This window comes from Citrobacter sp. Cpo032, from assembly GCF_030332975.1.
Classification (GTDB): Bacteria; Pseudomonadota; Gammaproteobacteria; order Enterobacterales; family Enterobacteriaceae; genus Citrobacter; species Citrobacter portucalensis.
Window position 1 is genome coordinate 101,363 of record NZ_JAOWGU010000014.1, and the last position, 25,368, is coordinate 126,730.

Below are 25,368 nucleotides of genomic sequence, written 5' to 3' on the forward strand. Positions count from 1 at the left end.
TGCTCTCTGATATTTCGGTAAGAAGTTAAATGTTATTAGCGTCATTTTTATTGTCTGAATGTGGCTCAATAAGCCAGACGCAAATGAATGAAAGTATTGAGATAACAAACAGAAACAGTGCTACATACCACGGTTTCCCGCCTCCCAGCGCCAACAAGCTGGAGGCAATGAGCGGGCTTAACCCACCCAGAATTGCTGAGAACTGATAGGCAAAGGAAAGACCCGTATAGCGCACTCGTGTTCCGAACATACGAGTAAATAAGGTGGGTTGTACTGCAAACATCATCGTTGGCCCCAGGTTATAGCCAAGGATCATGCAGCACCAGATGATAAGTGTGCTTTTCGTATCCAGCAGCAGGAAGAATGGGAATGCAAAAAGGATGCAAAAACCAGCGCCAAATAAATACATCTTCCGTTGCCCAACGCGGTCAGAGATCCAACCAATTAATGGACAACACACAATGCCAATTGCTGAGGCGATTAGCATGCCGTTGAGTGGAATATCCCTTGATAATGCCAACTGGCTGGAAATATAGACAATACCAAAGGCATTAATGATGTTCGACGAAACGCTCTCCGCCAGCCTGGCCCCTAGCGCTAACAGAATATTCCGTGGATGCTTACGGAAAAGTTCAATCAACGGTGGTGCTGATTGTTCCTGTGAGACAGCCGTTTTTTGTTTTTTAAAATCCAGTGTTTCTTCAGTATGTAACCGTATAAACATCCCAACAATTAACATGATGGCAGATAGCCAAAAAGGGATACGCCATCCCCAGGCCAGAAACTCTTCCTGAGTCAGGAAGTGATTGCATAATGCAAACACCCCTGTCGCCAGCATTATCCCAACTGAGGCTGCCGTTTGTGGGAGCGAACCTAAAAACCCGCGCTTCGCCTCAGGCGCAGATTCAATAGTCATCAATGCAGCCCCGCCATATTCCCCACCCAGACCGAACCCCTGAACCAGGCGCAGAACCATCAATATGATCGGGGCCCAGATACCAATATCCTGGTATGTTGGAATGAAACCGATTAAAAACGTTGAGGAACCAACTATCGCTAACGTCCAAATCAACGTTATTTTGCGACCGACTTTATCGCCAAAGTGGCCAAAAACAATGCCTCCAAGCGGACGTGACAGAAAACCCACACCAAAGGTGGCGAATGCGGCGATTAAACCAATAAAAGGATCGCTATCAGGGAAAAACAGGGGAGCAAAGACTAGCCCTGCCGCCGTTCCGAAAATAAAAAAATCGTACCATTCCATCAACGCGCCAGCGAAACTGCCCATGACAACGCGTCTCATGGCTTTGCCGGATAGCTCTTTCCCTGGTACATGTTCTATTTCAGCCATAATTTTCCTCTCCGGGTCGGCGAGAAATCTGCGCAATAAAATCACTTAAAAAGCGGCGGATTTATACGAAAAAGCGCGTCGACATGTTGCGACGCGCTTGCTTGTTATTTATCCAACTCAGCCAGTACCTCAGCGTCTTCAGCGTCAACGTTTGCACCAAGTGGTTCCCACTTAATCAACACGCATGTCAGGAAGCCGAGAAAAGGAACAATTGCCAGCCAATAGAACGCTTCTGTCTTTAATGCACCCCACAACATAGGCCAGAAAATAAGTCCGGCAATCGCCCCAGTACGCATAATTGCACGAGCAAATCCTACGCCTGTCGGGCGAATAGATGGCGGATAAGAAAGTGTGGCAATGGTCATTCCCAGGCCGCCCGGGCCCGCTGAATGGAAGAAAATGATTGCGCCCAACAAACCTAAAGAAAGCCATGGGTTGGTGGTTGCTAATGCACCTAAAGCCAGTAATGCAACCGTTACGACGGCGAAACCATACATCGACTGAAGGCGAGTTCCCAAACGCTGGAGGATAAGAGAACCAATCAATCCACCTGTAATGCCACACAGGGCATTCACTACCGCAGAACCGCTAAGAGCCCCTGTTAATCCACCGCTCAGTATTCCCGCCAAAGTCAGCGGTAAATAAACACCCACGGCGTTATATTGCCAGGCTTGCATCGTCGCCACAACGCAGCCGAGAATAGTGCGTTTGCGATAACGTGAGTTAAATAAAATCCCATAGCCGCCATGAAACTTACTTTCTGTTTTTTCAGCAGAAAAATCATCGTTTTTTGGTTTGGCAGCAACGCGAGCATGAACCCCATAGCGTTTAGCCAGAATATCGCAGGCTTTATCATAACGTCCGACTCGTGCGGCCCACATTGCAGACTCACCGATGAAGAAATAACGCAGAATCATGATAATGACGGCAAAAATAGCACCAATGAAAATACCATAGCGCCATAATTGCTCTTCCGCGATACCCGACAACAACAGTGGAAGCAGCACAAGATAGACGACCGTAGTTGATACATACCAGGCCATTTGCCAGAGATTAACTGACGAACCGGTTTTCTTAGATGTTGAGCCGCGTAGTTCTGCCACCGCATTTGTTGCCAGCGGGAAATCAATACCCAAGCCAAATCCCATGATTACGCGACACACCAGCACCCACCAGATGTTCGGGGCTATCGCGACAGCTGCGGCACCTATTGTGCACAGGCCCATTCCGATGATAAATGCACGCTTTTGACCAAAGCGGTTAATCACACGGTTCGCCAGTAATCCACCAATCAGGGCGGCGACTAAAACAGAGGCGTTAACCGTCGCCGCCAGCCCCGGTGAAATACCAAATTGCAATGCGATATATTTATTACCAAAACCCACCATCGCCGCCTGATAGGCATCAATTAGAATGCCACCAAGAGCGATAAAAATGACGCCGACACTGGTGTTTACTGCTGAATGTTTATTAACAAGATCAATCACGTCCTGGGGACGACCGATCGAGTAAGGTGTAGGACTGGTGATGTGACTCATCGCAGCATCCTTTTTCATTGTTGTAGGATGGCGCTACCCTTAAGCAGCGCCAGACAGAGGGTTACAGCATCAAACCTCAGCAAATTGCAGCATGACTTTTATAGAGTCATTTTGCTGCGCACGTTCAAACGCCTTATCCGCATCTTCGACAGGGAAGAGATCGGTCACCAGTTCGCTGGTGTCAAACCGCCCATCCGCAAGCCATTCAATCACGGCATCGAAGTCTTCCGGGATGTACATGCCGGAATTCAACAAATCGCGTTCAAAGCGCTGCATCATCGGAAGAGGAATTTCACGTGGGCCACTCGGTACCCCCATGCACACTACCGTTCCGCCAGCATAAACATGGGTAAATGCATCATTCAGCGTGGCCTGGGCGGCAACAACATCAATTGCCCCCGTAAAACGGACCTGTGCATCCAATTCCCCCGGAGCCCAGACTTCCGTGGCACCTAGCTTTAACGACAACGCGCGCTTGGCGGCATCAGGCTCGATGACGGTGATCTTTCCCGCGCCCATGATGCGCAATGCTTGAACGATGGATAAACCAATTGTCCCTGCACCAATCACTAATACACTTTCCAATGACGCTTTCGGCATACGGCTCACGCAATGACGCGCGCAGGCTGCGGGCTCAGCGAAAGCCAGTGCTTTTAGTGGTAACGAAGCAGGTGCAACATGGCAGTTTCGTGCAGGTACAATGTGCTGCGAGCGGGCAAAACCCGGCGCCCGGAAGCCAGCAACCTGTGGCGGCTCACACAGATTAAAGCGACCCGCTTTACAAGCACGACACTCCATGCAGGCCATAATTGGGTCGACTACGACATGATCGCCCGGCTTAACATTCGTTACTTCACTGCCCACTTCAGTTACGCGTGCCGCAATTTCATGTCCAGGCACAACCGGAGGTTTTGCAAATGGGTGTCCTCCTTTCAGTACATGCAGATCAGAGCCACATATTCCATAAAACACCGGAGCAATGCGGACTTCTTGCGGTTTAAGTTCCTGGTGCGGCAGCTCAACATATTGGGTGGTCACCTTCCCAATATCAGAAAATAGAACTTGGGTAATCTTATCCATGGTTCTTCTCCAGATTCGTTAAAATGGGTGATTAACGCTGAGAAATCCCTTCATCGACGATTTCTGCCAGGCGTTGTAAGCGTGGAACCGACACATCACGCAACATTGTTTGCGGATCTTGAGCACCAACAACCGATGCCCAAACGGCACGCCCTGCCAGGAATCCGGAAGCTCCACCCTTCATGGCGATACGGACCGCGCGGCCAAAAATATCCGCATCAACACCAGAAGAGAGAATGACCCACGGCATTTTCATTTGTTCATGCAACTTTTGACACGCAGCAAGTAGGGTCTGTTCATCACCTTTGCCGCCTAATGGCATTTCAGCTTTATAGAGGTCAGCATCGGTGCAGCCGAGTTCAGCCGCTGCGGCAACGATGGCGCTTTCCCGGTCAAATTCCCAGCCACGACGAGGAGGACGAACGACCGGCTCAATGATGCTGACCAGCCCTGCGCTACGACAGCGTTGAACAAACTCAGCCACCATAGCCAAACGTTCTTCTGCGGGTTCATCTTCACGCCACAGCACTAACAACTTCATGGCTTTTGCACCCATTTCGCGGGCTTTATGCGGATCAATTGCTCTGTCAATTTCGACACTATCAACCGGAATACCATTACCCGGAACAAAATGGTCAGCCGCCACAATCAGTCCACATGAATCAGCGACTGCACCTTGAGAGACAATCTGATCGAGACAAAATTGTTTATCTGCCAGAACCGCTGAAGCGTAGGGAGACAGAATTTGTGTTGCTGCAACTTTAAAATCAGTCAATACGCTGTCGGCAACAGGTTTAGGATGTCCAGACGCTGCAAACATCAGACGCATTGCTTCACGCTGATCAACGGCCAGCATGGCAAATCCACCGCCAGGGCGAGAAATATCTTTCAGCGTGTATGGGGTATTGTGGGAAGACATAATAACTCCTGTAACTGTTTAAAATTTAGAGTGAATCTGGTCGGCCAGCCTGCTGACGAACCTGAGATAACAGCGCACTCCAGTCCTGACGGCCTCGACCGTTCTCGCTGGCACGGGTGTAATAGGTTTCTGCTGCAATGCCCATATTGAGCGGCGCACCGGTCTGACTAGCGACATCGACGGCAATACGCAGGTCTTTCAACGCGAGGTCCACCATGAATACCGGAGAAAGGTCTCCTTTAAGTACCTTGCCAGGCCAGGTTGTCGTAAAGTGCCCCTTGCCTGCGGCAGTACCGCTCATGACCTTAATGGCCACATCAAGGCTCAAACCCAATGACTCGCAAAGAACAGCGGCTTCCGCTGACAAGGCGTTCAGCGCAATACTCATATAGTTATTGATGAGCTTTACGCGGATCCCCATACCGGGACCGCCAGCTTCCACCAGCTCATTCCCCATACACATCAGCACAGGGCGAGCACGTTCAACCTGTTCAGGCGTTCCGCCAGCAAGAATCAGCAGCGTGCCGTCAATCGCGTTAACTGACGTCCTGCCCACAGGAGCATCCATCATGCTGATGCCTTTCTCTTTCATCTCATGAATCAACTCATCGGTCTGCAATGGATGAATCGTGGACATGTCAATAACCAATGCATTGGGGGACAGGCCTTCGCTGACGCCATCTTTACCCAGCAGAACTTGCCGAACGATGTCGCCATTTGGCAGCATAGTGATTATGAATTCGGCACCTTTAGCGGCTTCAGCGGGTGTTTGAGCAGCAGTCGCACCTTTTTGTACTAATTCATTGACTGCCTGTTGGTTTACGTCGAACACACGCAAAGCATGTCCCTTTTGCAACAGATTATTAGCCATTGGGCTGCCCATCTGGCCCAAGCCCAAAAATGCAACGGTTGTCATGAATGCTCTCCTGTGTCAGGTTGACAAAATAATTACAATTAAAAACTCGTTTTCGTCTGTTTTTGAGCATATTTGTAATTTATGACTAAAAACAAGACACACGTCACTAATTTGATCATTTATGTCATTAAAATGAACAAAAGAAGACAAGATCACACAGGACTAACCAAATATGACCAGAATTGCATGTGTTGGAATCACCGTTCAGGACCGTATTTATTCTCTGAACAACCTGCCCGATGGCGGGGGGAAATATCAGTCAAATCAATATCTGGAGACAGGTGGCGGCCCGGCGGCAACAGCAGCTGTCGCCATTGCCCGGCTTGGTATTGACGTTGATTTTATAGGCCGTGTAGGCGATGACAGTTGTGGGAATACCTTGCTTAACGAGCTTCAGAGCTGGGGGGTCAATACGGCGTTCTGCCGGCAATACCCGAACTCCCGTTCATCCCAGTCCGCAATTTTGGTCGACCAGCATGGCGAACGCATTATCGTGAATTATCCAAGCCCGGATCTCGATACGGATGCAAGGTGGCTGGAGTCGATTGATTTTTCCCGTTATGACATCGTTCTGGCCGATGTACGTTGGCATGAAGGGACGTTGAAATCCTTCGAACTGGCACGTGCCGCCGGAGTTCCAACGCTGTTGGATGCCGATATGACACCACAAGATATAACCCCATTGGTGGCGCTTGCCGATCATGCCGTTTTTTCAACTCCAGGTCTGAAGAGAATGACCGGGCAAGATGATGCACAACAGGCACTTAAACTGGCCGCTGAGCAGACTAATGGTAAAGTGTACGTTACGCTTGGCGGCGAAGGGTCACTATGGATCGAAAATGGTCATATGTGTCAACAGACTGCATTTTCTGTCAATGTTGTGGATACAACCGGTGCAGGCGATGTTTTCCATGGTGCAATGGCAGCAGCTCTTGCAGAGCAAATGCCGACTGACCAGGCGATTCGCTTCGCAAGTGCGGTGGCGGCGATGAAATGCACTCAGGCGGGCGGACGAGCCGGAATTCCTAATCGTGCGCAAACCGAATCATTTTTGTCACTTTATGCGTAAAATAGCCAACAATTACGGGGAAGAAGTCCAGGAGTATTCATGAGCATCATTGAAGTCACCGGTAATCCGCGACACGATCAACTTGTTCATTACATTACAGAACGCGGCTATATGAATATCGAAGAGCTCGCACAATTGCTGGACGTGTCCACGCAAACCGTGCGCCGGGATATTCGTAAGTTAAGCGAACAGGGCTTGATCACCAGACATCATGGTGGAGCCGGACGTGTATCCAGCGTCATGAATACCGCCTTTGAACAGCGAGAGTTGTCCCTTACCCAGGAAAAAGAAGCGATTGCGGAAGCGGTTGCTGATTACCTTCCTGAACGCTGTACGGTATTTATTACCATTGGTACAACGGTGGAAGCCGTCGCACGAGCTTTGCTGAACCGTCGGGATCTTCGCATCATTACTAACAGTCTTCGTGTTGCGCAGATCTTATATAAGAATCAAGATCTTGAGGTTATGGTGCCCGGTGGAACGTTACGTGCTCATAATGGCGGTATTGTTGGCCCAGGAGCAGTGAACTTTATTGAAGGATTTAGAGCCGACTATTTGATTACCAGTATTGGTGCCATCGAGGAAGACGGCACACTATTGGAATTTGACGTTAACGAAGCGCTTGTCGCCAAAACGATGATTAAGCATGCACGTAATACGCTGTTAGTTGCTGATCATACTAAGTTTACCGCCTCAGCCGCTGTATCCATCGGTAATATGCGTAAAATTCGGGCATTTTTTACCGATTCCCAGCCACCAAATTCATTCAAGCAATTGCTTGATTTAGAAAATATTGAGCTAGTCATTGCAGAGCAGGAAACGACCTGATCTTTTAGATAAAAAAAGCCGCTGATAATCAGCGGCTTTTTTGTGCTTACCTGAAAAAGAGTGTTAATTACTCTTCTTTCGCGCCACGCATTGCACGGCGACGATCGTTTTCAGTCAGGTGACGCTTACGGATACGGATAGAGGTTGGTGTTACTTCTACCAGTTCGTCGTCATCGATGAATTCCAGAGCCTGCTCCAGAGTCATCTTAACCGGCGGAACCAGAACCGTTGCTTCGTCAGTACCAGACGCACGCATGTTAGTCAGTTTCTTACCGGTCAGGCAGTTTACAGTCAGGTCGTTAGAGCGGCTGTGAATACCGATGATCTGGCCTTCGTAAACTTCAGCACCGTGACCCAGGAACAGCTTACCGCGGTCCTGCAGGCTGAACAGTGCGAACGCAACTGCTTTACCCTGGCCGTTGGAGATCAGTACGCCGTTCTGACGCTGACCCACATCACCCGCACGAACATCGTCGTAGTGGCTGAAGGTGGAGTACAGCAGACCGGTACCGGAAGTCATGGTCATGAATTCTGAACGGAAGCCGATCAGACCACGGCTTGGGATCACGTAGTCAAGACGTACGCGGCCTTTGCCATCTGGATTCATGTTTTTCAGGTCGCCTTTACGCTCACCCAGAGCTTGCATCACAGAACCCTGATGCTGCTCTTCAACGTCCAGCGTTACGTTTTCGAACGGCTCTTGTTTACGGCCATCGATTTCGCGGAAGATTACTTTCGGACGGGAAACCGCCATTTCGAAACCTTCACGACGCATGTTTTCGATCAGAACAGATAGGTGCAGCTCACCACGACCGGATACACGGAACGCATCCGCATCTTCGGTTTCTTCAACGCGCAGCGCAACGTTGTGCACCAGCTCTTTGTTCAGGCGGTCAAGGATCTGACGAGAGGTAACATATTTACCTTCTTTACCGCAGAACGGAGAGGTGTTTACGCAGAAGAACATGGTAACGGTCGGTTCATCAACGGACAGAGCTGGCAGCGCTTCAACATTCTGCGGATCGCAGATGGTGTCGGAGATGTTCAGTTCGCCCAGACCGGTGATCGCGATGATATCGCCTGCTTCGGCAATATCACTCTCGATACGTTCCAGACCCAGATGAGTCAGAACTTTACCGACTTTACCGTTACGGGTTTTGCCTTCGCTATCAATGATAGTGATCTGCTGGTTCGGTTTAACTTTACCGCGTTTGATGCGGCCGATACCGATTACGCCAACGTAGTTGTTGTAGTCCAGCTGAGAGATTTGCATCTGCAGCGGGCCATCAAGATCTACGCTCGGAGCCGGTACACGATCAACGATAGTCTGATACAGCGGAGTCATGTCTTCAGCCATGTCTTCGTGATCCAGACCCGCGATACCGTTCAGCGCAGAAGCGTAAACGATCGGGAAGTCCAGCTGCTCGTCGGTAGCGTCGAGGTTAACGAACAGGTCAAATACCTGATCAACAACCCAGTCAGGACGCGCGCCAGGACGGTCAACTTTGTTGATAACAACAATTGGCTTCAGGCCATGGGCAAAGGCTTTTTTGGTCACGAAGCGCGTCTGCGGCATCGGACCGTCCATTGCATCCACCACCAGCAGCACAGAGTCGACCATGGACATTACACGTTCAACTTCACCACCGAAGTCGGCGTGCCCCGGGGTATCAACGATGTTGATACGGTAGTCATTCCATTTGATAGCGGTGTTTTTAGCGAGGATGGTAATCCCACGCTCTTTCTCCAAATCGTTGGAGTCCATCACGCGCTCTTGGGTTTCAGCACGTGCATCGAACGTACCGGATTGTTGGAGCAGCTTGTCTACCAGGGTCGTTTTACCATGGTCTACGTGCGCGATGATGGCGATGTTACGCAAATTTTCGATCACAACTTTGCCTCAGGCATTTTAGAAATAGCGCGTTATTGTACACGGATTAATCGCAGTACAAAACAGGATCACAAACATCCTCCGCAAACAAGTATTGCAGAGTTTCTTTGTGATCACATTCACGGAGCGTTAAAAGGGGTAATCTGACATGCTTTGCACCAATATGGTGCTTAATGTTCACATTAAAGCACTATAATGGTGCAATACAACCTTCATGGTGCAGCCCCTTTGCACGATGGTGCGCATGATAACGCCTTTTAGGGGCAATTTAAAAGTTGGCACAGATTTCGCTTTATATTTTTTATGGCGACACGGCCAATTTTTGCAGAATTGAAGACTTCGTTACCACGACGACAATGACCAATCCGGGAGAGTAAGTATGTCCGCTGAACACGTTTTGACGATGCTGAACGAACACGAAGTGAAGTTTGTTGATTTACGCTTCACTGATACCAAAGGTAAAGAACAGCACGTCACTATTCCTGCTCATCAGGTAAATGCCGAATTCTTTGAAGAAGGCAAAATGTTTGACGGCTCCTCAATCGGTGGCTGGAAAGGCATTAACGAATCAGACATGGTTCTGATGCCAGATGCGTCTACTGCTCTCATCGACCCGTTCTTTGAAGAGTCTACCCTGATCATCCGTTGCGATATCCTGGAACCAGGTACGCTGCAGGGCTACGACCGTGACCCGCGCTCCATTGCTAAACGTGCTGAAGAGTATCTGCGTTCTACCGGCATCGCAGACACCGTTCTGTTCGGACCAGAGCCAGAATTCTTCCTGTTTGACGACATCCGTTTCGGCGCAACTATTTCCGGTTCCCACGTGGCTATCGATGACATCGAAGGCGCATGGAACTCCTCCACCAAATACGAAGGTGGTAACAAAGGTCACCGTCCAGGCGTGAAAGGCGGTTACTTCCCGGTTCCTCCGGTAGATTCTTCTCAGGATATCCGTTCTACCATGTGTCTGATCATGGAAGAAATGGGCCTGGTTGTTGAAGCGCATCACCACGAAGTGGCGACTGCTGGTCAGAACGAAATCGCGACCCGCTTTAACACCATGACCAAAAAAGCGGACGAAATTCAGATCTACAAATATGTCGTTCACAACGTCGCTCACCGTTTCGGTAAAACCGCAACCTTTATGCCAAAACCAATGTTTGGCGATAACGGTTCCGGCATGCACTGCCACATGTCCCTGTCCAAGAACGGCGTAAACCTGTTCTCCGGTGACAAATATGCGGGTCTCTCTGAGCAGGCGCTGTACTACATCGGTGGCGTAATCAAGCACGCTAAAGCGATCAACGCCCTGGCTAACCCGACCACCAACTCCTACAAACGTCTGGTCCCGGGTTACGAAGCACCGGTAATGCTGGCTTACTCTGCCCGTAACCGTTCTGCATCTATCCGTATCCCGGTAGTTGCTTCTCCGAAAGCGCGTCGTATCGAAGTGCGTTTCCCGGACCCGGCTGCTAACCCGTACCTGTGCTTCGCAGCGCTGCTGATGGCTGGTCTTGACGGTATTAAGAACAAGATCCACCCGGGCGAAGCAATGGACAAAAACCTGTACGACCTGCCGCCGGAAGAAGCGAAAGAGATCCCACAGGTTGCTGGTTCTCTGGAAGAAGCACTGAAAGAACTGGATCTGGACCGCGAGTTCCTGACCGCAGGCGGCGTGTTCACCAATGAAGCGATCGATGCGTACATTGCGCTGCGTCGCGAAGAAGATGACCGCGTGCGTATGACTCCGCACCCGGTAGAGTTTGAGCTGTACTACAGCGTTTAATCGTTTGAGTTGCCGTGGAACTTTTAGCCTGCTCAGGCAGGCTTGAGATCGATGGTGAATGATAGGACGCCTGATGGCGCAAACTTATCAGGCCTGGAGGGTAACATTACCTTGTAGGCCGGATAAGGCAAAGCCGCCATCCGGCATCTATGTTTGCCAGTCATCTGTAGCCCATCCCCGGATGGGCTTTTTTCTCCACTAACAACCTGCTTTTTCGCGCTTTTTTGATGTAAAAAGCTATAATGCACTAAATTGGTGCAACACTTTTCAGGAGACTGCTGAATGGCAACCGGCACGCTGCCCGATGCTGGGCAGATCCTCAATTCTTTAATCAACAGCATCTTACTCGTCGACGATGAGCTGGCTGTACATTACGCCAACCCGGCGGCACAGCAGCTGCTCGCCCAAAGCTCCCGCAAACTGTTTGGTACCCCGCTTCCCGATCTGTTGAGTTATTTCTCCTTAAACATCGGACTGATGCGAGAAAGCCTGGAAGCAGGCCAGGGCTTTACGGATAACGAAGTGACGCTGGTGATAGACAGCCACTCACATATCCTCTCTGTGACCGCTCAGAGGCTGCCTGATGGCCTTATCTTGCTGGAGATGGCCCCTATGGATAACCAGCGCCGTCTGAGTCAGGAACAGCTCCAACACGCCCAGCAGATTGCTGCCCGCGATCTGGTGCGTGGTCTGGCACATGAAATTAAAAACCCGCTGGGCGGATTACGCGGTGCGGCGCAACTTCTCAGTAAAGCGCTTCCGGACCCGGCGCTGACCGAATATACCAAAGTCATTATTGAACAGGCGGACCGCCTGCGTAATCTGGTCGACCGTCTGCTGGGGCCACAACAGCCCGGCATGCACATCACGGAAAGTATTCACAAAGTGGCGGAACGCGTGGTGGCGCTGGTCTCGATGGAGCTGCCGGAAAACGTCACGCTAATCCGGGATTACGACCCAAGTCTGCCCGAATTACTGCACGACCCGGACCAGATCGAGCAGGTTTTGCTGAACATCGTACGCAATGCTTTGCAGGCGCTGGGACCGGAAGGCGGCGAGATCATTCTGCGCACCCGTACCGCGTTTCAGCTCACGCTACACGGCATGCGTTACCGTCTGGCGGCACGAATTGATGTAGAGGATAACGGTCCAGGTATTCCCTCGCATTTGCAGGATACGCTGTTCTACCCAATGGTTAGCGGTCGCGAAGGCGGTACCGGCCTTGGATTATCTATCGCCCGTAATTTGATTGATCAACATTCCGGCAAAATTGAATTTACCAGTTGGCCGGGTCATACCGAGTTCTCGGTTTACCTGCCTATCAGGAAATAAGGTGACGTTTATGCAACGAGGAATAGTCTGGGTCGTTGATGACGATAGTTCCATCCGTTGGGTGCTTGAACGTGCGCTCGCAGGGGCAGGGCTAAGCTGTACCACATTTGAAAGTGGTAAAGAGGTACTGGACGCGCTGGCCAGCAAAACGCCGGACGTGCTGTTGTCGGATATCCGCATGCCGGGTATGGACGGCCTGACGCTGTTAAAACAGATTAAACAGCGGCATCCGATGCTTCCGGTCATCATAATGACCGCGCACTCCGATCTGGATGCCGCCGTCAGCGCCTATCAGCAAGGGGCGTTTGATTATCTGCCCAAACCTTTTGATATTGATGAAGCCGTGGCGTTGGTCGAGCGCGCCATCAGTCATTATCAGGAACAGCAGCAGCCGCGTAATGTTCAGATCAATGGCCCCACAACCGATATCATCGGCGAAGCGCCAGCAATGCAGGACGTCTTTCGCATTATTGGTCGCCTGTCCCGGTCTTCAATCAGCGTATTGATTAATGGGGAGTCAGGAACCGGTAAAGAGCTGGTCGCCCATGCGTTGCACCGTCATAGCCCGCGCGTCAAAGCGCCATTTATCGCGCTGAACATGGCGGCAATCCCGAAAGATTTGATCGAATCTGAGCTGTTTGGCCACGAGAAAGGCGCGTTTACCGGGGCGAATACCATTCGTCAGGGGCGCTTTGAACAGGCAGACGGCGGTACGCTGTTCCTCGATGAAATCGGCGATATGCCGCTGGACGTACAAACGCGTTTACTGCGCGTATTAGCCGATGGACAGTTTTACCGTGTGGGCGGTTATGCGCCTGTGAAAGTAGATGTTCGCATTATCGCCGCCACGCACCAAAACCTTGAACTGCGCGTACAGGAAGGCAAATTCCGTGAGGACTTATTCCATCGCTTGAACGTCATCCGGGTACATCTGCCGCCACTGCGCGAACGTCGGGAAGATATCCCCCGCCTGGCGCGTCATTTCCTGCAGGAGGCAGCCCGCGAACTGGGGGTGGAAGCCAAACAATTACACCCGGAAACCAAGGCTGCGCTCACCCGTCTGGCCTGGCCAGGTAACGTGCGTCAGCTTGAGAACACCTGCCGCTGGTTAACCGTCATGGCCGCCGGGCAGGAAGTACTGATTCAGGACTTACCAACCGAGCTGTTTGAAACCTCTGTGCCAGACGCACCGTCCCATATGCAGCCGGATAGTTGGGCGACGCTATTGGCACAGTGGGCGGATCGGGCATTACGCTCCGGTCATCAAAACTTGCTTTCTGAGGCCCAACCAGAGATGGAGCGTACGCTATTGACTACCGCGCTACGTCATACCCAGGGGCATAAACAGGAAGCGGCACGCTTGCTCGGTTGGGGTCGTAATACCTTGACGCGTAAGCTAAAAGAACTCGGAATGGAGTGATATATCGTCACTGTGTAAAGATTAATAATTGAGCGCAAATAGCTGCTATTTTGCGCTTTACTGTTCCGATGAGTTAAGTATGATCGTGCCCGACTAACGGGGGGAAGTCATCATGCTGGAATCAATCATTAATCTGCTGTCGAGCGGTGCGGTCGAAAGCCATACGCCACAAACTGCGGTCGCCGCAGTATTGTGCGCAGCGCTGGTTGGGCTGTTCAGCTAGCGGGTTCGCCGGGTGGCGCTTCGCTTACCCGACCTACGTATTGAGATTTTCGTAGGCACGATAAGCGAAGCGCCACCCGGAAAAGCGTTAAATCACCCGCGAGAATTGCTGCATCCGTGCTTTCTGGCGCAGATACGCATCGAAGCACATGCAAATATTACGGATCAGCAGACGGCCCTTCGGCGTGACCTGAATCCCCTTCTCATCGACATCCACCAGCCCATCCTTCGCCAGCGGTGCCAGCAGTTTCAGGTCTTCGGCAAAATAGTCAGCGAAGTTCAGATCCCATTGCTGTTCCACAGTGGCATAGTCGAGGCGGAAGTTGCAGATCAGGAGCTTAATAACATCTCGACGAATGCAGTCGTCACGGGTCAGTGCAATTCCGCGCCACAGCGCGTCCCCCTGCTCGTCTACCTGCTGATAATAGCGCTTCAGCTCTTTCTGGTTCTGCGCGTAGTTGTCACCAATCATACTGATGGCTGACACGCCCATTCCCAGCAGATCGGTATCACCCTGGGTGGTATAACCCTGGAAATTACGATGCAGCACACCCTTGCGTTGAGCAATGGCCAGTTCGTCATCCGGACGGGCAAAGTGATCCATGCCAATGAACTGATAGCCAGTTTCGGTCAGTGAAGAGATGGTTTCCTGCAGGATATCCAGCTTCTGCTGCGCGCTGGGCAGGTCGGCATCTTTAATTTTGCGCTGAGCGGCAAACAGCGTCGGCAGGTGCGCGTAGTTAAAGACACTCAGTCGATCTGGATTCAGCTCAGCAACGCGTTTCAGGGTGAAGGCGAAACTTTCTGGCGTCTGTTTTGGCAAACCATAAATCAGATCGATATTCGTTGAAGTAAAACCGATCTCACGCGCATGATTCAGCAGCGCAAAGATGAATTCCTCATCCTGCTCACGGTTCACCAGGCGCTGAACTTCTTTATTGAAGTCCTGCACCCCCATGCTCAGGCGGTTAAAACCTTCAGCGCGTAAATGATCGAGCACATCCAGCTCAATTTCACGCGGATCCACTTCGATCGAAATTTCGGCGTCGTCGTTAAAGTTAAAGTTGCTACGCAGCAGCGACATCAAACGACTGATTTGCGCTTTATTCAGGTACGTTGGCGTGCCGCCGCCCCAGTGCAGCTGACTGACATGGCGTCCGGCGAACAGCGGTGCGCGATGAATAATTTCTTGTTCTAAGACATCGAGGTATTGATCGGCTTTATGCTGCTGGCGAGTCACGACCTTGTTACAGCCGCAGAAGTAGCACAGCTTGTGGCAGAACGGGATGTGAACGTACAGCGAGAGAGGACGCTCAGGATAACGCGCCACGGCCTTTAGAAATGCTTCAGTGCCGTAGTCTTCAGAAAACTCCAGCGCGGTCGGGTACGAGGTATATCGTGGCCCGGAATAGTTATATTTCTGGATCAGGGCCAGGTCCCAGTCTATTAACTGCTCTGACATGCTCACTCCTTCCGATGGCGTCTCTGGCGGGTACGGCGTACCGACTTAACCCCAGTACGGGTGATAAGTCGGTTGCGCAGCCACTTCTGTCGCCGCGACAACCGCTGTAGTTTAACGAATAACCACACCAGATAACATATAACCGGAAGGGTTATAAGCAGGACGGGAAGACCCACGGTGTAAAACCGTTAGTTGCCGCCTTTCAGCAGGCGCATCATGTCTTCCTGCTTTTCTTCTTCTTCCTCTTCTTCCTCGTCATCGTAAGAAAGACCCAGCTTTTGCATCAGCTCATCGATGCGATCCAGCTTGGCATCAACCCAGGACTGATCTTCCGCGCTCAGGGTTTCTCCTGCTTCAAGACGCTCCAGCAGCGCATCCAGGCGCTCATCCGTTTCCAGTAAATCCAACTCAGCCTGTGGTGAAAGCATAGGTTTCTCACTCTTCGGTTTGTGCTGTTTGGTGACTTTTTCGGTCACGCCCAATGGAATGGGGGTTTTGCTGCCAATACGAGGATCTTTTTGCTTATTTTGGTTTCCGCCACCAGATGCGCCTTCGCTACCGGACGCACGGCTACCTGCCGCATGACCACGGTGTTTTTTCTGGCGCTTACGGTCGCGAGCTTCCTGGTTAATTTCTTCGCGTGTTTTACGACGCGCTTTTGCAGGACCTTTACCGCGTGGTGTAGAAGTTGGTTTCATCATGATTCGTCTTTGGCTGTTTTTATTCAGTATATAATTGCGCCGGAATCTAGCAGAAATAAAGAAAAAAGGCGACAGAGTAATCTGTCGCCTTTTTTCCTGACTCTCAACCCTTACGGGCTCTACAATCCCTGTTGGCTATCAACACACCCTGTTTTTCCCTTAGCCTCTAACATTCCGTGTTGTTTCCATTTCCTTTTACTAACGTCTCCGGACGTTTGTCTTCCTGACAATCCTGTGTCTTCGCCTCCTGGCGCTCCTGACCCTCATCCTGAGTCGTCTATCCTGTCAGCTTCCTCGCTATGGACGCTACTTTACCGTTTTGGTTTAAACGTACAAGTAACCTGGGTAACAATTTCTGATTTTAAGAATAGCGCCCAAATGTAACCATATGATTTATTTTAGTTCTGTCATTTTTTACTCTGTCATCTCGTATAGAAACTGTCGGCAATGTCTCACAAAGCGCGAGGTTTTTACTTACACAGCCCACTCGTCGAAAAACCAGCCTTTTGCTGGGGTTCAGGTATAATCGCTGCAAAGCCCTGATTGATGGAGAGGACTGCTTTGACTAACTTGAATTATCAACAGACGCACTTTGTGATGAGTGCGCCTGATATTCGCCACTTACCTTCCGATACCGGTATCGAAGTGGCTTTTGCTGGCCGTTCCAACGCAGGCAAATCCAGTGCGCTAAATACCCTGACGAATCAAAAAGGTCTGGCGCGTACATCTAAAACGCCGGGTCGTACTCAGCTCATCAACCTGTTTGAAGTCGTTGACGGCAAACGCCTGGTCGATTTGCCAGGATACGGTTATGCCGAAGTTCCAGAAGAAATGAAGCGTAAATGGCAGCGCGCGCTGGCTGAATATCTGGAAAAGCGTCAGAGCCTGCAAGGTCTGGTGGTACTGATGGATATTCGTCACCCGTTAAAAGATCTCGATCAACAGATGATCCTGTGGGCAGTTGAGAGCAACGTTCAGGTTCTGGTACTGCTGACTAAAGCAGATAAGCTGGCCAGCGGTGCACGCAAAGCGCAGCTGAATATGGTACGTGAAGCCGTACTGGCATTTAACGGTGATGTGCAGGTAGAAGCATTTTCATCGCTGAAAAAACTGGGTGTGGACAAACTGCGGCAAAAACTGGATAGCTGGTTTAGTGAACTGGCACCGGTTGAAGAGGTGCAGGAAGGGGAATAACCCACCGATATGCCGGATGACGCCGCTGCGCGTCTTATCCGGCCTACAGCATGTGCAAAACTTTTCTTTCGCACAATAAAAAACGCCCCAGTCATTACTGACTGGGGCGGCTAAAATATTCAGCCAAATCCGATTACGTGAAGTAAAAGGTCTGAAAGATAGAACATCTTACCTCTGTACCCTACGAGAATAACTTTACTCTTTTTTGAGCAGCTCAGAAAGCACTTTTTGTAATTTTTTTTCATTCCTTACATAGGGAATTCTAATGGACATCACAAAAAGCTCTCTCTTATGTTGCTTAGTTACGAAAAAGGCGCGTTATTAAGTAAACCCTTAGTGCGCCTGATCCCAGTTTTCACCACTCCCGACTTCCACCAGCAACGGCACGTCAATCTGAGTCTCGTTTTCCATCAGTTGGTGGATCTTTTTGGAGACGCTTTCCAGATCATCTTTGTGCACTTCAAACACCAGTTCATCGTGTACCTGCATGATCATGCGCACGCGCGGTTGCTCGGTTTGCAGCCATCCATCCACGGCAATCATGGCTCGTTTGATAATGTCTGCGGCAGTTCCCTGCATCGGGGCGTTAATAGCCGCACGTTCAGCACCAGCGCGACGAGCACCATTACTGGATTTAATATCCGGTAAATAGAGACGGCGACCTTCCAGCGTTTCTACATAGCCTTGCTCTTTCGCCTGCGCGCGGGTGCGTTCCATGTATTCCAACACACCAGGGTAGCGTTCGAAGTAGAGATCCATGTACTTCTGTGCTTCTTTGCGCGGAATATTCAACTGGCGCGCCAAACCAAAGGCGCTCATCCCGTAGATCAAACCGAAGTTAATGGCTTTAGCGCTGCGGCGTTGCTCGCTGGTCACGGAATCAAGCGGTAAACCAAAGACTTCTGCCGCCGTTGCGCGGTGAATGTCTTTCCCTTCGGCAAACGCGGTAAGCAGACCTTTATCACGTGAAAGGTGCGCCATGATACGCAGTTCAATCTGTGAGTAGTCCGCAGAGACAATCAGGTAGTCTTCTGGCGCAATGAACGCCTGACGAATACGACGACCTTCGTCATTACGTACCGGGATGTTTTGCAGGTTTGGATCCGTTGAAGACAAGCGCCCGGTGGCGGTAACCGCCTGATGGTAGGAGGTGTGCACGCGCCCGGTTTTCTTGTTAATCATCAACGGAAGCTTATCCGTATAGGTCGACTTCAGTTTTGCTAAACCACGATATTCCAGGATCACTTTCGGCAATGGGTAATCCAGCGCGAGCTCTTCCAGTACCTCTTCCGACGTTGATGGCGCGCCGCCAGGGGTTTTCTTCAACGGCTTAATACCCTGCTTTTCAAACAGGATAGTTTGCAGTTGCTTAGTGGAAGAGAGGTTAAACGCTTCTCCGGCGATCTCGTGCGCTTTTTGCTCCAGCTCATTCAAACGCAGCGTCAGCTCTTCTGAATGCTTGTGCAGAACAGCCGGATCGATTTTCACACCGTTGCGCTCAACGCGAGACAAAACCGGCACCAGCGGCATATCGATATTTTCAAAGACGTTCAACGGCCCTTTATGCTGCTGCAATTCTGGCCACATCTTCAGATGCAGCTGTAGCGTAACGTCGGCGTCTTCCGCAGCGTAACGACCAGCCTCTTCCAGTGCTATCTGGTTAAAGGTCAGCTGGTTTTTGCCTTTTCCGGCGATCTCTTCAAAGGTGATGGTTTTATGTTTCAGCCAGCGGTCCGACAGGCTGTCCATATCGTGTCGTCCAGCGACGCTGTTAAGAATGTAGGATTCGAGCATGGTGTCAAAGGTGATGCCGCGCAGCTCGATGCCATAGTTCGCCAGGATGCCGCGATCGTACTTCAGGTTTTGCCCGACTTTGTGCGCGTTCTCATCTTCCAGCAGCGGCTTTAGCAGCTCCAGCGCACGGTCGCGCGCGATCTGGTCAGGGGCATCCAGGTAATCGTGGGCAACAGGAACATACGCCGCCACACCCGGTTCAATGGCAAAAGACAGGCCAACCAGATTTGCGGAAATGTTGTCCAGGCTGTCAGTTTCAGTATCGAAGGCAAAGACAGGTGCTTTTTTCAGCTTAGCGATCCACTCTTCCAGCGTCGCTTCGTCCAGAATCGTCACATAGTTTTCATACGAAAGAACCGTGGCCGGCTCCTCAGGCGTTTCATCGACGACAATAGTTTCTTGCGGTTTTGCCGCCGGCTTCGTCCCTTTCGCCTGTAGCCATTTACCCGCTTCAATGTCGGTAACCCAACGTTTAAATTCATACTGTTTAAACAGGCCAAGCAGTTCTTCTGCAGCGGGCTGACGCACTTCAAGCTGCTCACAGGTCAATTCCAGCTCAACATCCGTTTTGATGGTAGCCAATTGATAAGAGAGGTACGCCACCTCTTTGTTCTGCTCAAGTTTACCTGCCATGGTTTTCGCACCACGGAAGGTCAGCCCCGCTATTTTGTCTGATTCGGCATAGAGGGTATCCAGCCCACCCAGCCCCTGCAGTAGTGCCTGAGCGGTTTTTTCGCCTACGCCTGGAACGCCAGGAATGTTATCTGAGGAATCCCCCATCAGCGCCAGGAAATCGATGATCAGTTCCGGCGGGACGCCGTACTTATTCACCACTTCCTCCGGGCCGAGGATCGTATTGGTCATGGTGTTGATTAGGGTGATATTCGGCGTCACCAACTGAGCCATATCTTTATCACCGGTACTAATCAGCACCGGGCGACCGATCTTCTCTGCTTCCCGCGCCAGCGTACCGATAACATCGTCCGCCTCCACGCCAGAAACAGCCAACAGTGGCAACCCCATCGCCTTTACCATCGCATGCAGAGGTTCAATCTGCGCACGCAGATCGTCCGGCATCGGTGGGCGGTGAGACTTATAATGTTCGAATAATTCATCACGGAAGGTTTTACCCTTGGCGTCGAATACCACCGCTGCATGGGTTGGTTGATATTGCAGAATCAAGCTACGCAGCATGTTGAGGACACCGTACATCGCGCCCGTAGGTTCTCCTGCGCTGTTAGTCAGCGGTGGGAACGCGTGGTATGCGCGATACAGGTAAGATGAGCCATCTACAAGGATAAGTGGGTTTTCTGGGATCTGAACCATAATGTCCGTGCCTGTTTATCAGATTATGGGTAAAGGATGCCACAGACAGGATGAAAACATGAGTTTTTCGCCGCATTTGTCGAAAAACTTTTGCAGATCTTCTGCTTTGCTCGCAAAGATAGCTGTGGATAACTTTGTGAATAAATAATTTTCAGCTCTTTAAATATAGCAAGGCAATTAATGCTCCATTGTATTTATACAACATTTTCAATTGGTTAAATAAACTCACGGCATTTTATTCCATTTTTACAGCTTATATCCTGATGTGGATAGATATTCTCTTTTTTTCTATTCAGGGAAGATCCATCATTTGGTTCGTTTTCTGATAAAATCAGCCCCTTGCGCCTCTTTCGCGCACTGTCTATGGCTAACCTTTTGAATAATTTAATTATGACGAGAATACTCGCTGCGATAACGCTGTTGCTGAGTATCGTATTGACCATATTGGTCACGATTTTTTGTTCTGTGCCGATCATCCTTGCCGGGGTTGTGAAACTCCTTTTGCCCATTCCTGTCGTCTGGCGCAAGGTTTCTGTCTTCTGTAATTTCATGATGTACTGCTGGTGTGAAGGTCTGGCGCTACTGCTGCACCTTAATCCACGGCTGAAGTGGGATGTTGAAGGACTGGAAGGTCTTAGCAAGAAAAACTGGTATCTGCTCATTTGTAATCATTACAGCTGGGCCGATATCGTTGTGCTTTGCGTTCTGTTCCGTAAGCACATCCCGATGAATAAATATTTCCTCAAGCAGCAGTTGGCCTGGGTGCCCTTTATTGGCCTGGCTTGCTGGGCTCTGGATATGCCGTTTATGAAACGCTATTCACGTGGCTATCTGCTTCGCCATCCGGAACGCCGTGGTAAAGATGTCGAAACGACGCGTCGTTCCTGCGAGAAATTTCGTGCGCACCCGACAACCATTGTGAATTTTGTCGAAGGTTCGCGGTTTACTCATGAGAAGCGTGAGCAAACCCGTTCTCCTTATCAAAACCTGCTCCCACCCAAGGCGGCCGGTATTGCGATGGCATTAAATGTGCTGGGGTCACAGTTCGATAAAATGCTGGATGTCACGTTGTGCTATCCGGAAAACAGTAGCCGACCGTTCTACGATATGCTGAGCGGTAAGCTAACGAGGATTGTCGTGCGGGTGAATCTGGAGCCAATCCATGAAGAGTTACACGGTGATTACGTGAACGATAAGGCATTCAAGCGCCGCTTTCAGCTGTGGTTGAATACGCTGTGGAGTGAGAAAGACGCGCAGCTCGACGCGATTAAAGCTGCAAATAAAAAAGCCGGTCAGTGACCGGCTTTTGCTTTTACTTCTGACCGACCAGGTATTTCACGGTATCCGCATACTGTTGTACAAAGATATCCATGCTGCTGGTATCCATGCCCTGCGGGTTGACCTGATATTTGCCATTCACGAACATCGCCGGAACGCCCTGCAGCTGTAAATCAGCCGCTGCTTTTTCCTGCTGTGCCACGAGAGATTTCACTACGAAGCTGTTCCATGCCGCATCATAGTCTTCGCCTTTAATACCCGCATCGACAAACACTTTACGGATATCAGCAACAGACTGAACGGTCTGGGTTTTCTGAACCCCTTCAAACAGCGGAACAGTGACCTGATCTTCAACGCCCAGCGCCATTGCAACCGCCCATGCCTGCGTCAGATCTTTGCCCAACGGCCCGAGAAACTCGACGTGGTACTTGGTCATCTTGGTGCCTTCCGGCAGTTTTTTCTTCACGTTATCAGATACATGAAGCACTTCTTCAAACTGATAGCAGTGCGGGCAGTAGAAGGAGAAGAACTCCAACACTTGCGGTTCACCCGCAACAGGCTTCTCCAGGGTGATGTATTGTTTACCATCCTGGAACTGCGCTGCAGATGCGCTAAAAGCTAAGACCATACCAGCCAGCGCCAGCCATATTTTTTTCATGTTCAAGTTTCTCCGATTAATACATTGGCGTTAATTGTAAGGGGGGCTCTTGCAGAATTTTTGCCTGCTCAATAAAGGTCGCGGTCTGACGATGCCAGTAATCTTCCCCGGTTAACCACGGGAAGTTTTTTGGGAACGCAGGGTCAGCCCAACGTCGAATCAGCCAGGCAAGATAATAAACTAAACGCATAGCGCGTAAAGGTTCTATCAGTCCGATTTCAGAGATGTCGAACTCACTAAACTCTTCATAAGCCTCGATAATGGTTTCTAGCTGCATGCGTTGTTCAGCTTTATCACCATTGAGAAGCATCCATAAATCCTGAATAGCCGGACCATTGCGGGCATCATCTAAATCGACAAACATCGGGCCATCGCGCCACAGAATATTACCGGCATGACAATCACCGTGCAGGCGTAACGTAGTAAAACGAGTATGCCAGCGTTCGGTAACCACCGCGATAAGCGCATCCGTTGCCTTCAGGAAAGCCGCTTTTTGCCCTGATGGGATAAGCTGTGCGTGTTCAAAAACTTTACGCGGCTCAGTCAGGTATTCTTCAAGGCCAATCGTCGGTCGGAAGGCAAAAGTACTCTTGGATCCGGTCTGGTGCATACGCCCGAGATAGCGCCCCACCGCCTCCATCTGATCGATGTTGTCAGCTTCAAACTGTCGTCCACCGACGCTGGGGAAGATCGCATAATGGAAACCCTGATGGCTTAACAGCGTTTGGCCGTTCAGTACCAACGGCGCAGCTACCGGGACTTCATCGCTTACCAGTTCCAGAGCAAACTGGTGCTCTTCCTGGATCTGATCGACAGACCAGCGTTCAGGGCGATAAAACTTAACAACAAAGCGTCGACGGTCTTCGTCCTGGAATTGATAGACACGGTTTTCATAGCTGTTAAGCGGGGTAAGCCCGGAGTCCACCCGGATCCCCTGCTCAAACAGTGCATCCATGATGGTATCCGGGTGTAGCGTCTGGAAATTAAAAGCGTTGTCGTTCATCCCATCATCCGGAAAATACTACGAATGATTCAGGATATCATTTCGCAGCGCTTTCGGTGGCGGCGATTACAAGCTTTTACTCTTTAATTACACCACGAGCGCGGAGTAGTGCGGTTTTAAAATCTTCTTCATAATCTTTCTGAATACCTGGGATGACAGCATCCTTCGCTGAGTCTCGCATTTTCAGGTGATAGATCAGAATGTCATCAGTTAAATCCGCCAGTTCGCCGTCAAAACCTGACTCTTGCGCCAGTTTCTGCAAAAATTGCATCAGGTTAAGATCGGGTTCCTTCTGCCAGGCAGGCTGGAGGAGTTCAATAACTTCATTCAGACGTTTACATTTCATGGTTGTGCTCCTTAGGCTCAATACAGATACGTTAGCAGGGTCAATCCCACATTAAAAGAGGCGATATCAGTGATTCTGGATAGTGCAATAACAGGGGTTGTGCTGGCTGGCGGTAAGGCCAGACGGATGGGTGGAACCGATAAAGGTCTGCTTGAACTGGACGGTAAACCTCTTTGGCGGCTTGTGGCCGACATTCTCGCTTTGCAGGTCGAAATCGTGGTGGTTAATGCCAATCGCCACCGGGATATATACCAGCAAAGCGGCCTGAAAGTTATTCCCGATTCCTTGGCCGATTTCCCTGGCCCACTGGCCGGGATGCTATCGGTATTCCTGCAGCAAACGGGGGAGTGGTTTCTGTTTTGCCCGTGCGATATGCCCTATATTCCTCACAATCTGGTCGCTCGTTTAAAAGAACAACGCAAAGCTGCACCGGTTGTCTGGGTGCATGATGGGGAAAGAGATCACCCAACCATTGCGTTGATGCACCGCTCGATGCAGCCTTTGCTGCAGGATTATCTTCAGTCCGGTGAACGACGTGTCATGGTCTTTATGCGTCTGGCTGGCGGCCATGCTGTCGATTTCAGCGATCATAAAGATGCGTTCGTAAACGTGAACACCCCCGAAGAGCTTGCAAAATGGCAGGATAAATCATGATCCCATTACTCGCCATTGCGGCATGGAGCGGCACGGGAAAAACCACGCTGCTCAAAAAGTTGATCCCGGAACTACGTGCCAGAGGTATACGTCCCGGATTGATTAAGCATACCCATCACAATATGGATGTCGACAAGCCCGGTAAAGATAGCTATGAACTGCGCAAAGCCGGTGCAGCACAAACGCTGGTCGCCAGCCAGCAACGTTGGGCATTAATGGTAGAAACACCGGAAGAGCCCGAACTGGATTTAGCATATCTGGTAAGCCGGATGGATGCAGCGACGTTGGATCTAGTGCTGGTTGAAGGGTTTAAGCATGAACCTGTCGCTAAGATCGTGCTTTTTCGCGACGGTTGCGGGCATAGTCCTGAAGAATTGGCGATAGACGAATATGTTATCGCGGTTGCCAGTGATGTTCCGCTGGCGGTAGATGTTCCATTATTAGATATCAACGACATACAGCAACTTGCTGATTTTGTTACGCAATGGATAAGATGGTAACCGTGGTGTTGTGATGAGCCTGATGCGCTGCGCTTATCAGGCCTACAAAATACGTTCAGCCCGGCCCCTGCAGGCCGGATAAGGCGGCACGCCGCAT

Annotated in this window: 24 protein-coding genes and 1 pseudogene; 10 read left to right on the top strand and 15 right to left on the bottom strand. The window is 50.5% G+C overall.

What is annotated here, in order from left to right:
* Positions 1–25 precede the first annotated feature (25 nt).
* From OGY33_RS00550 to yihU, 5 genes are all read right to left on the bottom strand, one after another.
* On the bottom strand, positions 26–1,351 hold the full coding sequence (locus OGY33_RS00550) for an MFS transporter (RefSeq protein ID WP_048215206.1): 1,326 nt from the start codon (positions 1,349–1,351) through the stop codon (positions 26–28).
* A 104-nt stretch (positions 1,352–1,455) separates the two neighbouring features.
* Positions 1,456–2,889 carry an MFS transporter gene (locus tag OGY33_RS00555; protein WP_191238967.1) on the bottom strand — a complete coding sequence of 478 codons (1,434 nt, stop codon included), beginning with the start codon at positions 2,887–2,889 and terminating at the stop codon, positions 1,456–1,458.
* A 69-nt stretch (positions 2,890–2,958) separates the two neighbouring features.
* A complete protein-coding gene (locus OGY33_RS00560; protein ID WP_008786993.1) occupies positions 2,959–3,969 on the bottom strand; it encodes a zinc-dependent alcohol dehydrogenase in 1,011 nt (336 codons plus the stop codon).
* Positions 3,970–4,000: 31 nt separating this feature from the next.
* Positions 4,001–4,888: an aldolase gene (locus tag OGY33_RS00565; protein WP_008786992.1), complete on the bottom strand. Its 888-nt coding sequence runs from the start codon at positions 4,886–4,888 to the stop codon at positions 4,001–4,003.
* Positions 4,889–4,913: 25 nt separating this feature from the next.
* Complete coding sequence (yihU, locus tag OGY33_RS00570; protein ID WP_191238968.1) at positions 4,914–5,804, bottom strand: sulfolactaldehyde 3-reductase; 891 nt, start codon at positions 5,802–5,804, stop codon at positions 4,914–4,916.
* A gap of 172 nt (positions 5,805–5,976) precedes the next feature.
* Between yihU and OGY33_RS00575 the strand changes: the two genes are divergently transcribed.
* Positions 5,977–6,873, top strand: a complete 897-nt coding sequence (locus OGY33_RS00575) for a sugar kinase (protein ID WP_008786990.1) — start codon at positions 5,977–5,979, stop codon at positions 6,871–6,873.
* A gap of 39 nt (positions 6,874–6,912) precedes the next feature.
* Positions 6,913–7,701, top strand: a complete 789-nt coding sequence (locus OGY33_RS00580; RefSeq protein WP_008786989.1) for a DeoR/GlpR family DNA-binding transcription regulator — start codon at positions 6,913–6,915, stop codon at positions 7,699–7,701.
* A gap of 67 nt (positions 7,702–7,768) precedes the next feature.
* On the opposite strand, the gene typA is transcribed toward OGY33_RS00580, so the two are convergent.
* Positions 7,769–9,592 (bottom strand): ribosome-dependent GTPase TypA, encoded by a 1,824-nt coding sequence (typA, locus tag OGY33_RS00585; RefSeq protein WP_008786988.1) that lies wholly within the window; start codon positions 9,590–9,592, stop codon positions 7,769–7,771.
* Positions 9,593–9,971: 379 nt separating this feature from the next.
* On the opposite strand from typA, the gene glnA reads away from it, so the two are divergent.
* The 4 genes from glnA to OGY33_RS00605 all read left to right on the top strand — a co-directional run bounded on the left by glnA (position 9,972) and on the right by OGY33_RS00605 (position 14,356).
* Positions 9,972–11,381 (top strand): glutamate--ammonia ligase, encoded by a 1,410-nt coding sequence (gene glnA / locus OGY33_RS00590; protein ID WP_008786987.1) that lies wholly within the window; start codon positions 9,972–9,974, stop codon positions 11,379–11,381.
* A 282-nt stretch (positions 11,382–11,663) separates the two neighbouring features.
* A complete protein-coding gene (glnL, locus tag OGY33_RS00595) occupies positions 11,664–12,713 on the top strand; it encodes a nitrogen regulation protein NR(II) (protein ID WP_008786986.1) in 1,050 nt (349 codons plus the stop codon).
* 10 nt (positions 12,714–12,723) lie between these two features.
* Positions 12,724–14,133: a nitrogen regulation protein NR(I) gene (gene glnG, locus OGY33_RS00600; RefSeq protein ID WP_286570928.1), complete on the top strand. Its 1,410-nt coding sequence runs from the start codon at positions 12,724–12,726 to the stop codon at positions 14,131–14,133.
* A gap of 112 nt (positions 14,134–14,245) precedes the next feature.
* Positions 14,246–14,356, top strand: a complete 111-nt coding sequence (locus OGY33_RS00605) for a YshB family small membrane protein (RefSeq protein ID WP_020996121.1) — start codon at positions 14,246–14,248, stop codon at positions 14,354–14,356.
* Positions 14,357–14,443: 87 nt separating this feature from the next.
* On the opposite strand, the gene hemN is transcribed toward OGY33_RS00605, so the two are convergent.
* From hemN to OGY33_RS00620, 3 genes and pseudogenes are all read right to left on the bottom strand, one after another.
* Positions 14,444–15,817 (bottom strand): oxygen-independent coproporphyrinogen III oxidase, encoded by a 1,374-nt coding sequence (gene hemN / locus OGY33_RS00610; RefSeq protein WP_100271694.1) that lies wholly within the window; start codon positions 15,815–15,817, stop codon positions 14,444–14,446.
* A gap of 188 nt (positions 15,818–16,005) precedes the next feature.
* The gene (yihI, locus tag OGY33_RS00615; RefSeq protein ID WP_003028627.1) at positions 16,006–16,515 is read right to left on the bottom strand and encodes a Der GTPase-activating protein YihI; all 510 of its coding nucleotides are present in this window, start codon (positions 16,513–16,515) and stop codon (positions 16,006–16,008) included.
* A 169-nt stretch (positions 16,516–16,684) separates the two neighbouring features.
* Positions 16,685–16,870 (bottom strand): annotated as a pseudogene (locus tag OGY33_RS00620) (hypothetical protein).
* Between the two features lie 209 nt (positions 16,871–17,079).
* Here OGY33_RS00620 and yihA point away from each other — a divergent pair.
* On the top strand, positions 17,080–17,712 hold the full coding sequence (yihA, locus tag OGY33_RS00625) for a ribosome biogenesis GTP-binding protein YihA/YsxC (RefSeq protein WP_008786982.1): 633 nt from the start codon (positions 17,080–17,082) through the stop codon (positions 17,710–17,712).
* Between the two features lie 119 nt (positions 17,713–17,831).
* Here the strand turns inward: yihA and spfP are convergent, their stop codons facing one another.
* From spfP to OGY33_RS00635, 3 genes are all read right to left on the bottom strand, one after another.
* Positions 17,832–17,879, bottom strand: coding sequence for a small protein SpfP (gene spfP / locus OGY33_RS24530; protein ID WP_071892919.1), 48 nt, complete (start codon positions 17,877–17,879; stop codon positions 17,832–17,834).
* A 166-nt stretch (positions 17,880–18,045) separates the two neighbouring features.
* The gene (polA, locus tag OGY33_RS00630; RefSeq protein ID WP_191238969.1) at positions 18,046–20,832 is read right to left on the bottom strand and encodes a DNA polymerase I; all 2,787 of its coding nucleotides are present in this window, start codon (positions 20,830–20,832) and stop codon (positions 18,046–18,048) included.
* A gap of 215 nt (positions 20,833–21,047) precedes the next feature.
* Positions 21,048–21,383, bottom strand: a complete 336-nt coding sequence (locus tag OGY33_RS00635; protein ID WP_230320052.1) for a hypothetical protein — start codon at positions 21,381–21,383, stop codon at positions 21,048–21,050.
* Here OGY33_RS00635 and yihG point away from each other — a divergent pair.
* A complete protein-coding gene (gene yihG, locus OGY33_RS00640) occupies positions 21,277–22,131 on the top strand; it encodes a 1-acylglycerol-3-phosphate O-acyltransferase, YihG family (protein ID WP_231587334.1) in 855 nt (284 codons plus the stop codon). The genes OGY33_RS00635 and yihG overlap by 107 nt on opposite strands.
* Before the next feature lie 13 nt (positions 22,132–22,144).
* On the opposite strand, the gene dsbA is transcribed toward yihG, so the two are convergent.
* The 3 genes from dsbA to OGY33_RS00655 form a co-directional block, all read right to left on the bottom strand.
* Positions 22,145–22,768 carry a thiol:disulfide interchange protein DsbA gene (gene dsbA, locus OGY33_RS00645; protein WP_003028621.1) on the bottom strand — a complete coding sequence of 208 codons (624 nt, stop codon included), beginning with the start codon at positions 22,766–22,768 and terminating at the stop codon, positions 22,145–22,147.
* A 16-nt stretch (positions 22,769–22,784) separates the two neighbouring features.
* The gene (locus OGY33_RS00650; RefSeq protein ID WP_191238970.1) at positions 22,785–23,771 is read right to left on the bottom strand and encodes a serine/threonine protein kinase; all 987 of its coding nucleotides are present in this window, start codon (positions 23,769–23,771) and stop codon (positions 22,785–22,787) included.
* 76 nt (positions 23,772–23,847) lie between these two features.
* Positions 23,848–24,117 carry a YihD family protein gene (locus OGY33_RS00655; RefSeq protein ID WP_003028616.1) on the bottom strand — a complete coding sequence of 90 codons (270 nt, stop codon included), beginning with the start codon at positions 24,115–24,117 and terminating at the stop codon, positions 23,848–23,850.
* A 69-nt stretch (positions 24,118–24,186) separates the two neighbouring features.
* Between OGY33_RS00655 and mobA the strand changes: the two genes are divergently transcribed.
* Together mobA and mobB are read left to right on the top strand one after the other, a co-directional pair.
* Complete coding sequence (gene mobA, locus OGY33_RS00660) at positions 24,187–24,771, top strand: molybdenum cofactor guanylyltransferase MobA (RefSeq protein WP_191238971.1); 585 nt, start codon at positions 24,187–24,189, stop codon at positions 24,769–24,771.
* Entirely contained in the window at positions 24,768–25,271 is a 504-nt protein-coding gene (mobB, locus tag OGY33_RS00665; RefSeq protein WP_003825338.1) for a molybdopterin-guanine dinucleotide biosynthesis protein MobB, read from the top strand. The genes mobA and mobB overlap by 4 nt, the downstream gene beginning before the upstream one ends.
* Positions 25,272–25,368 lie beyond the last annotated feature (97 nt).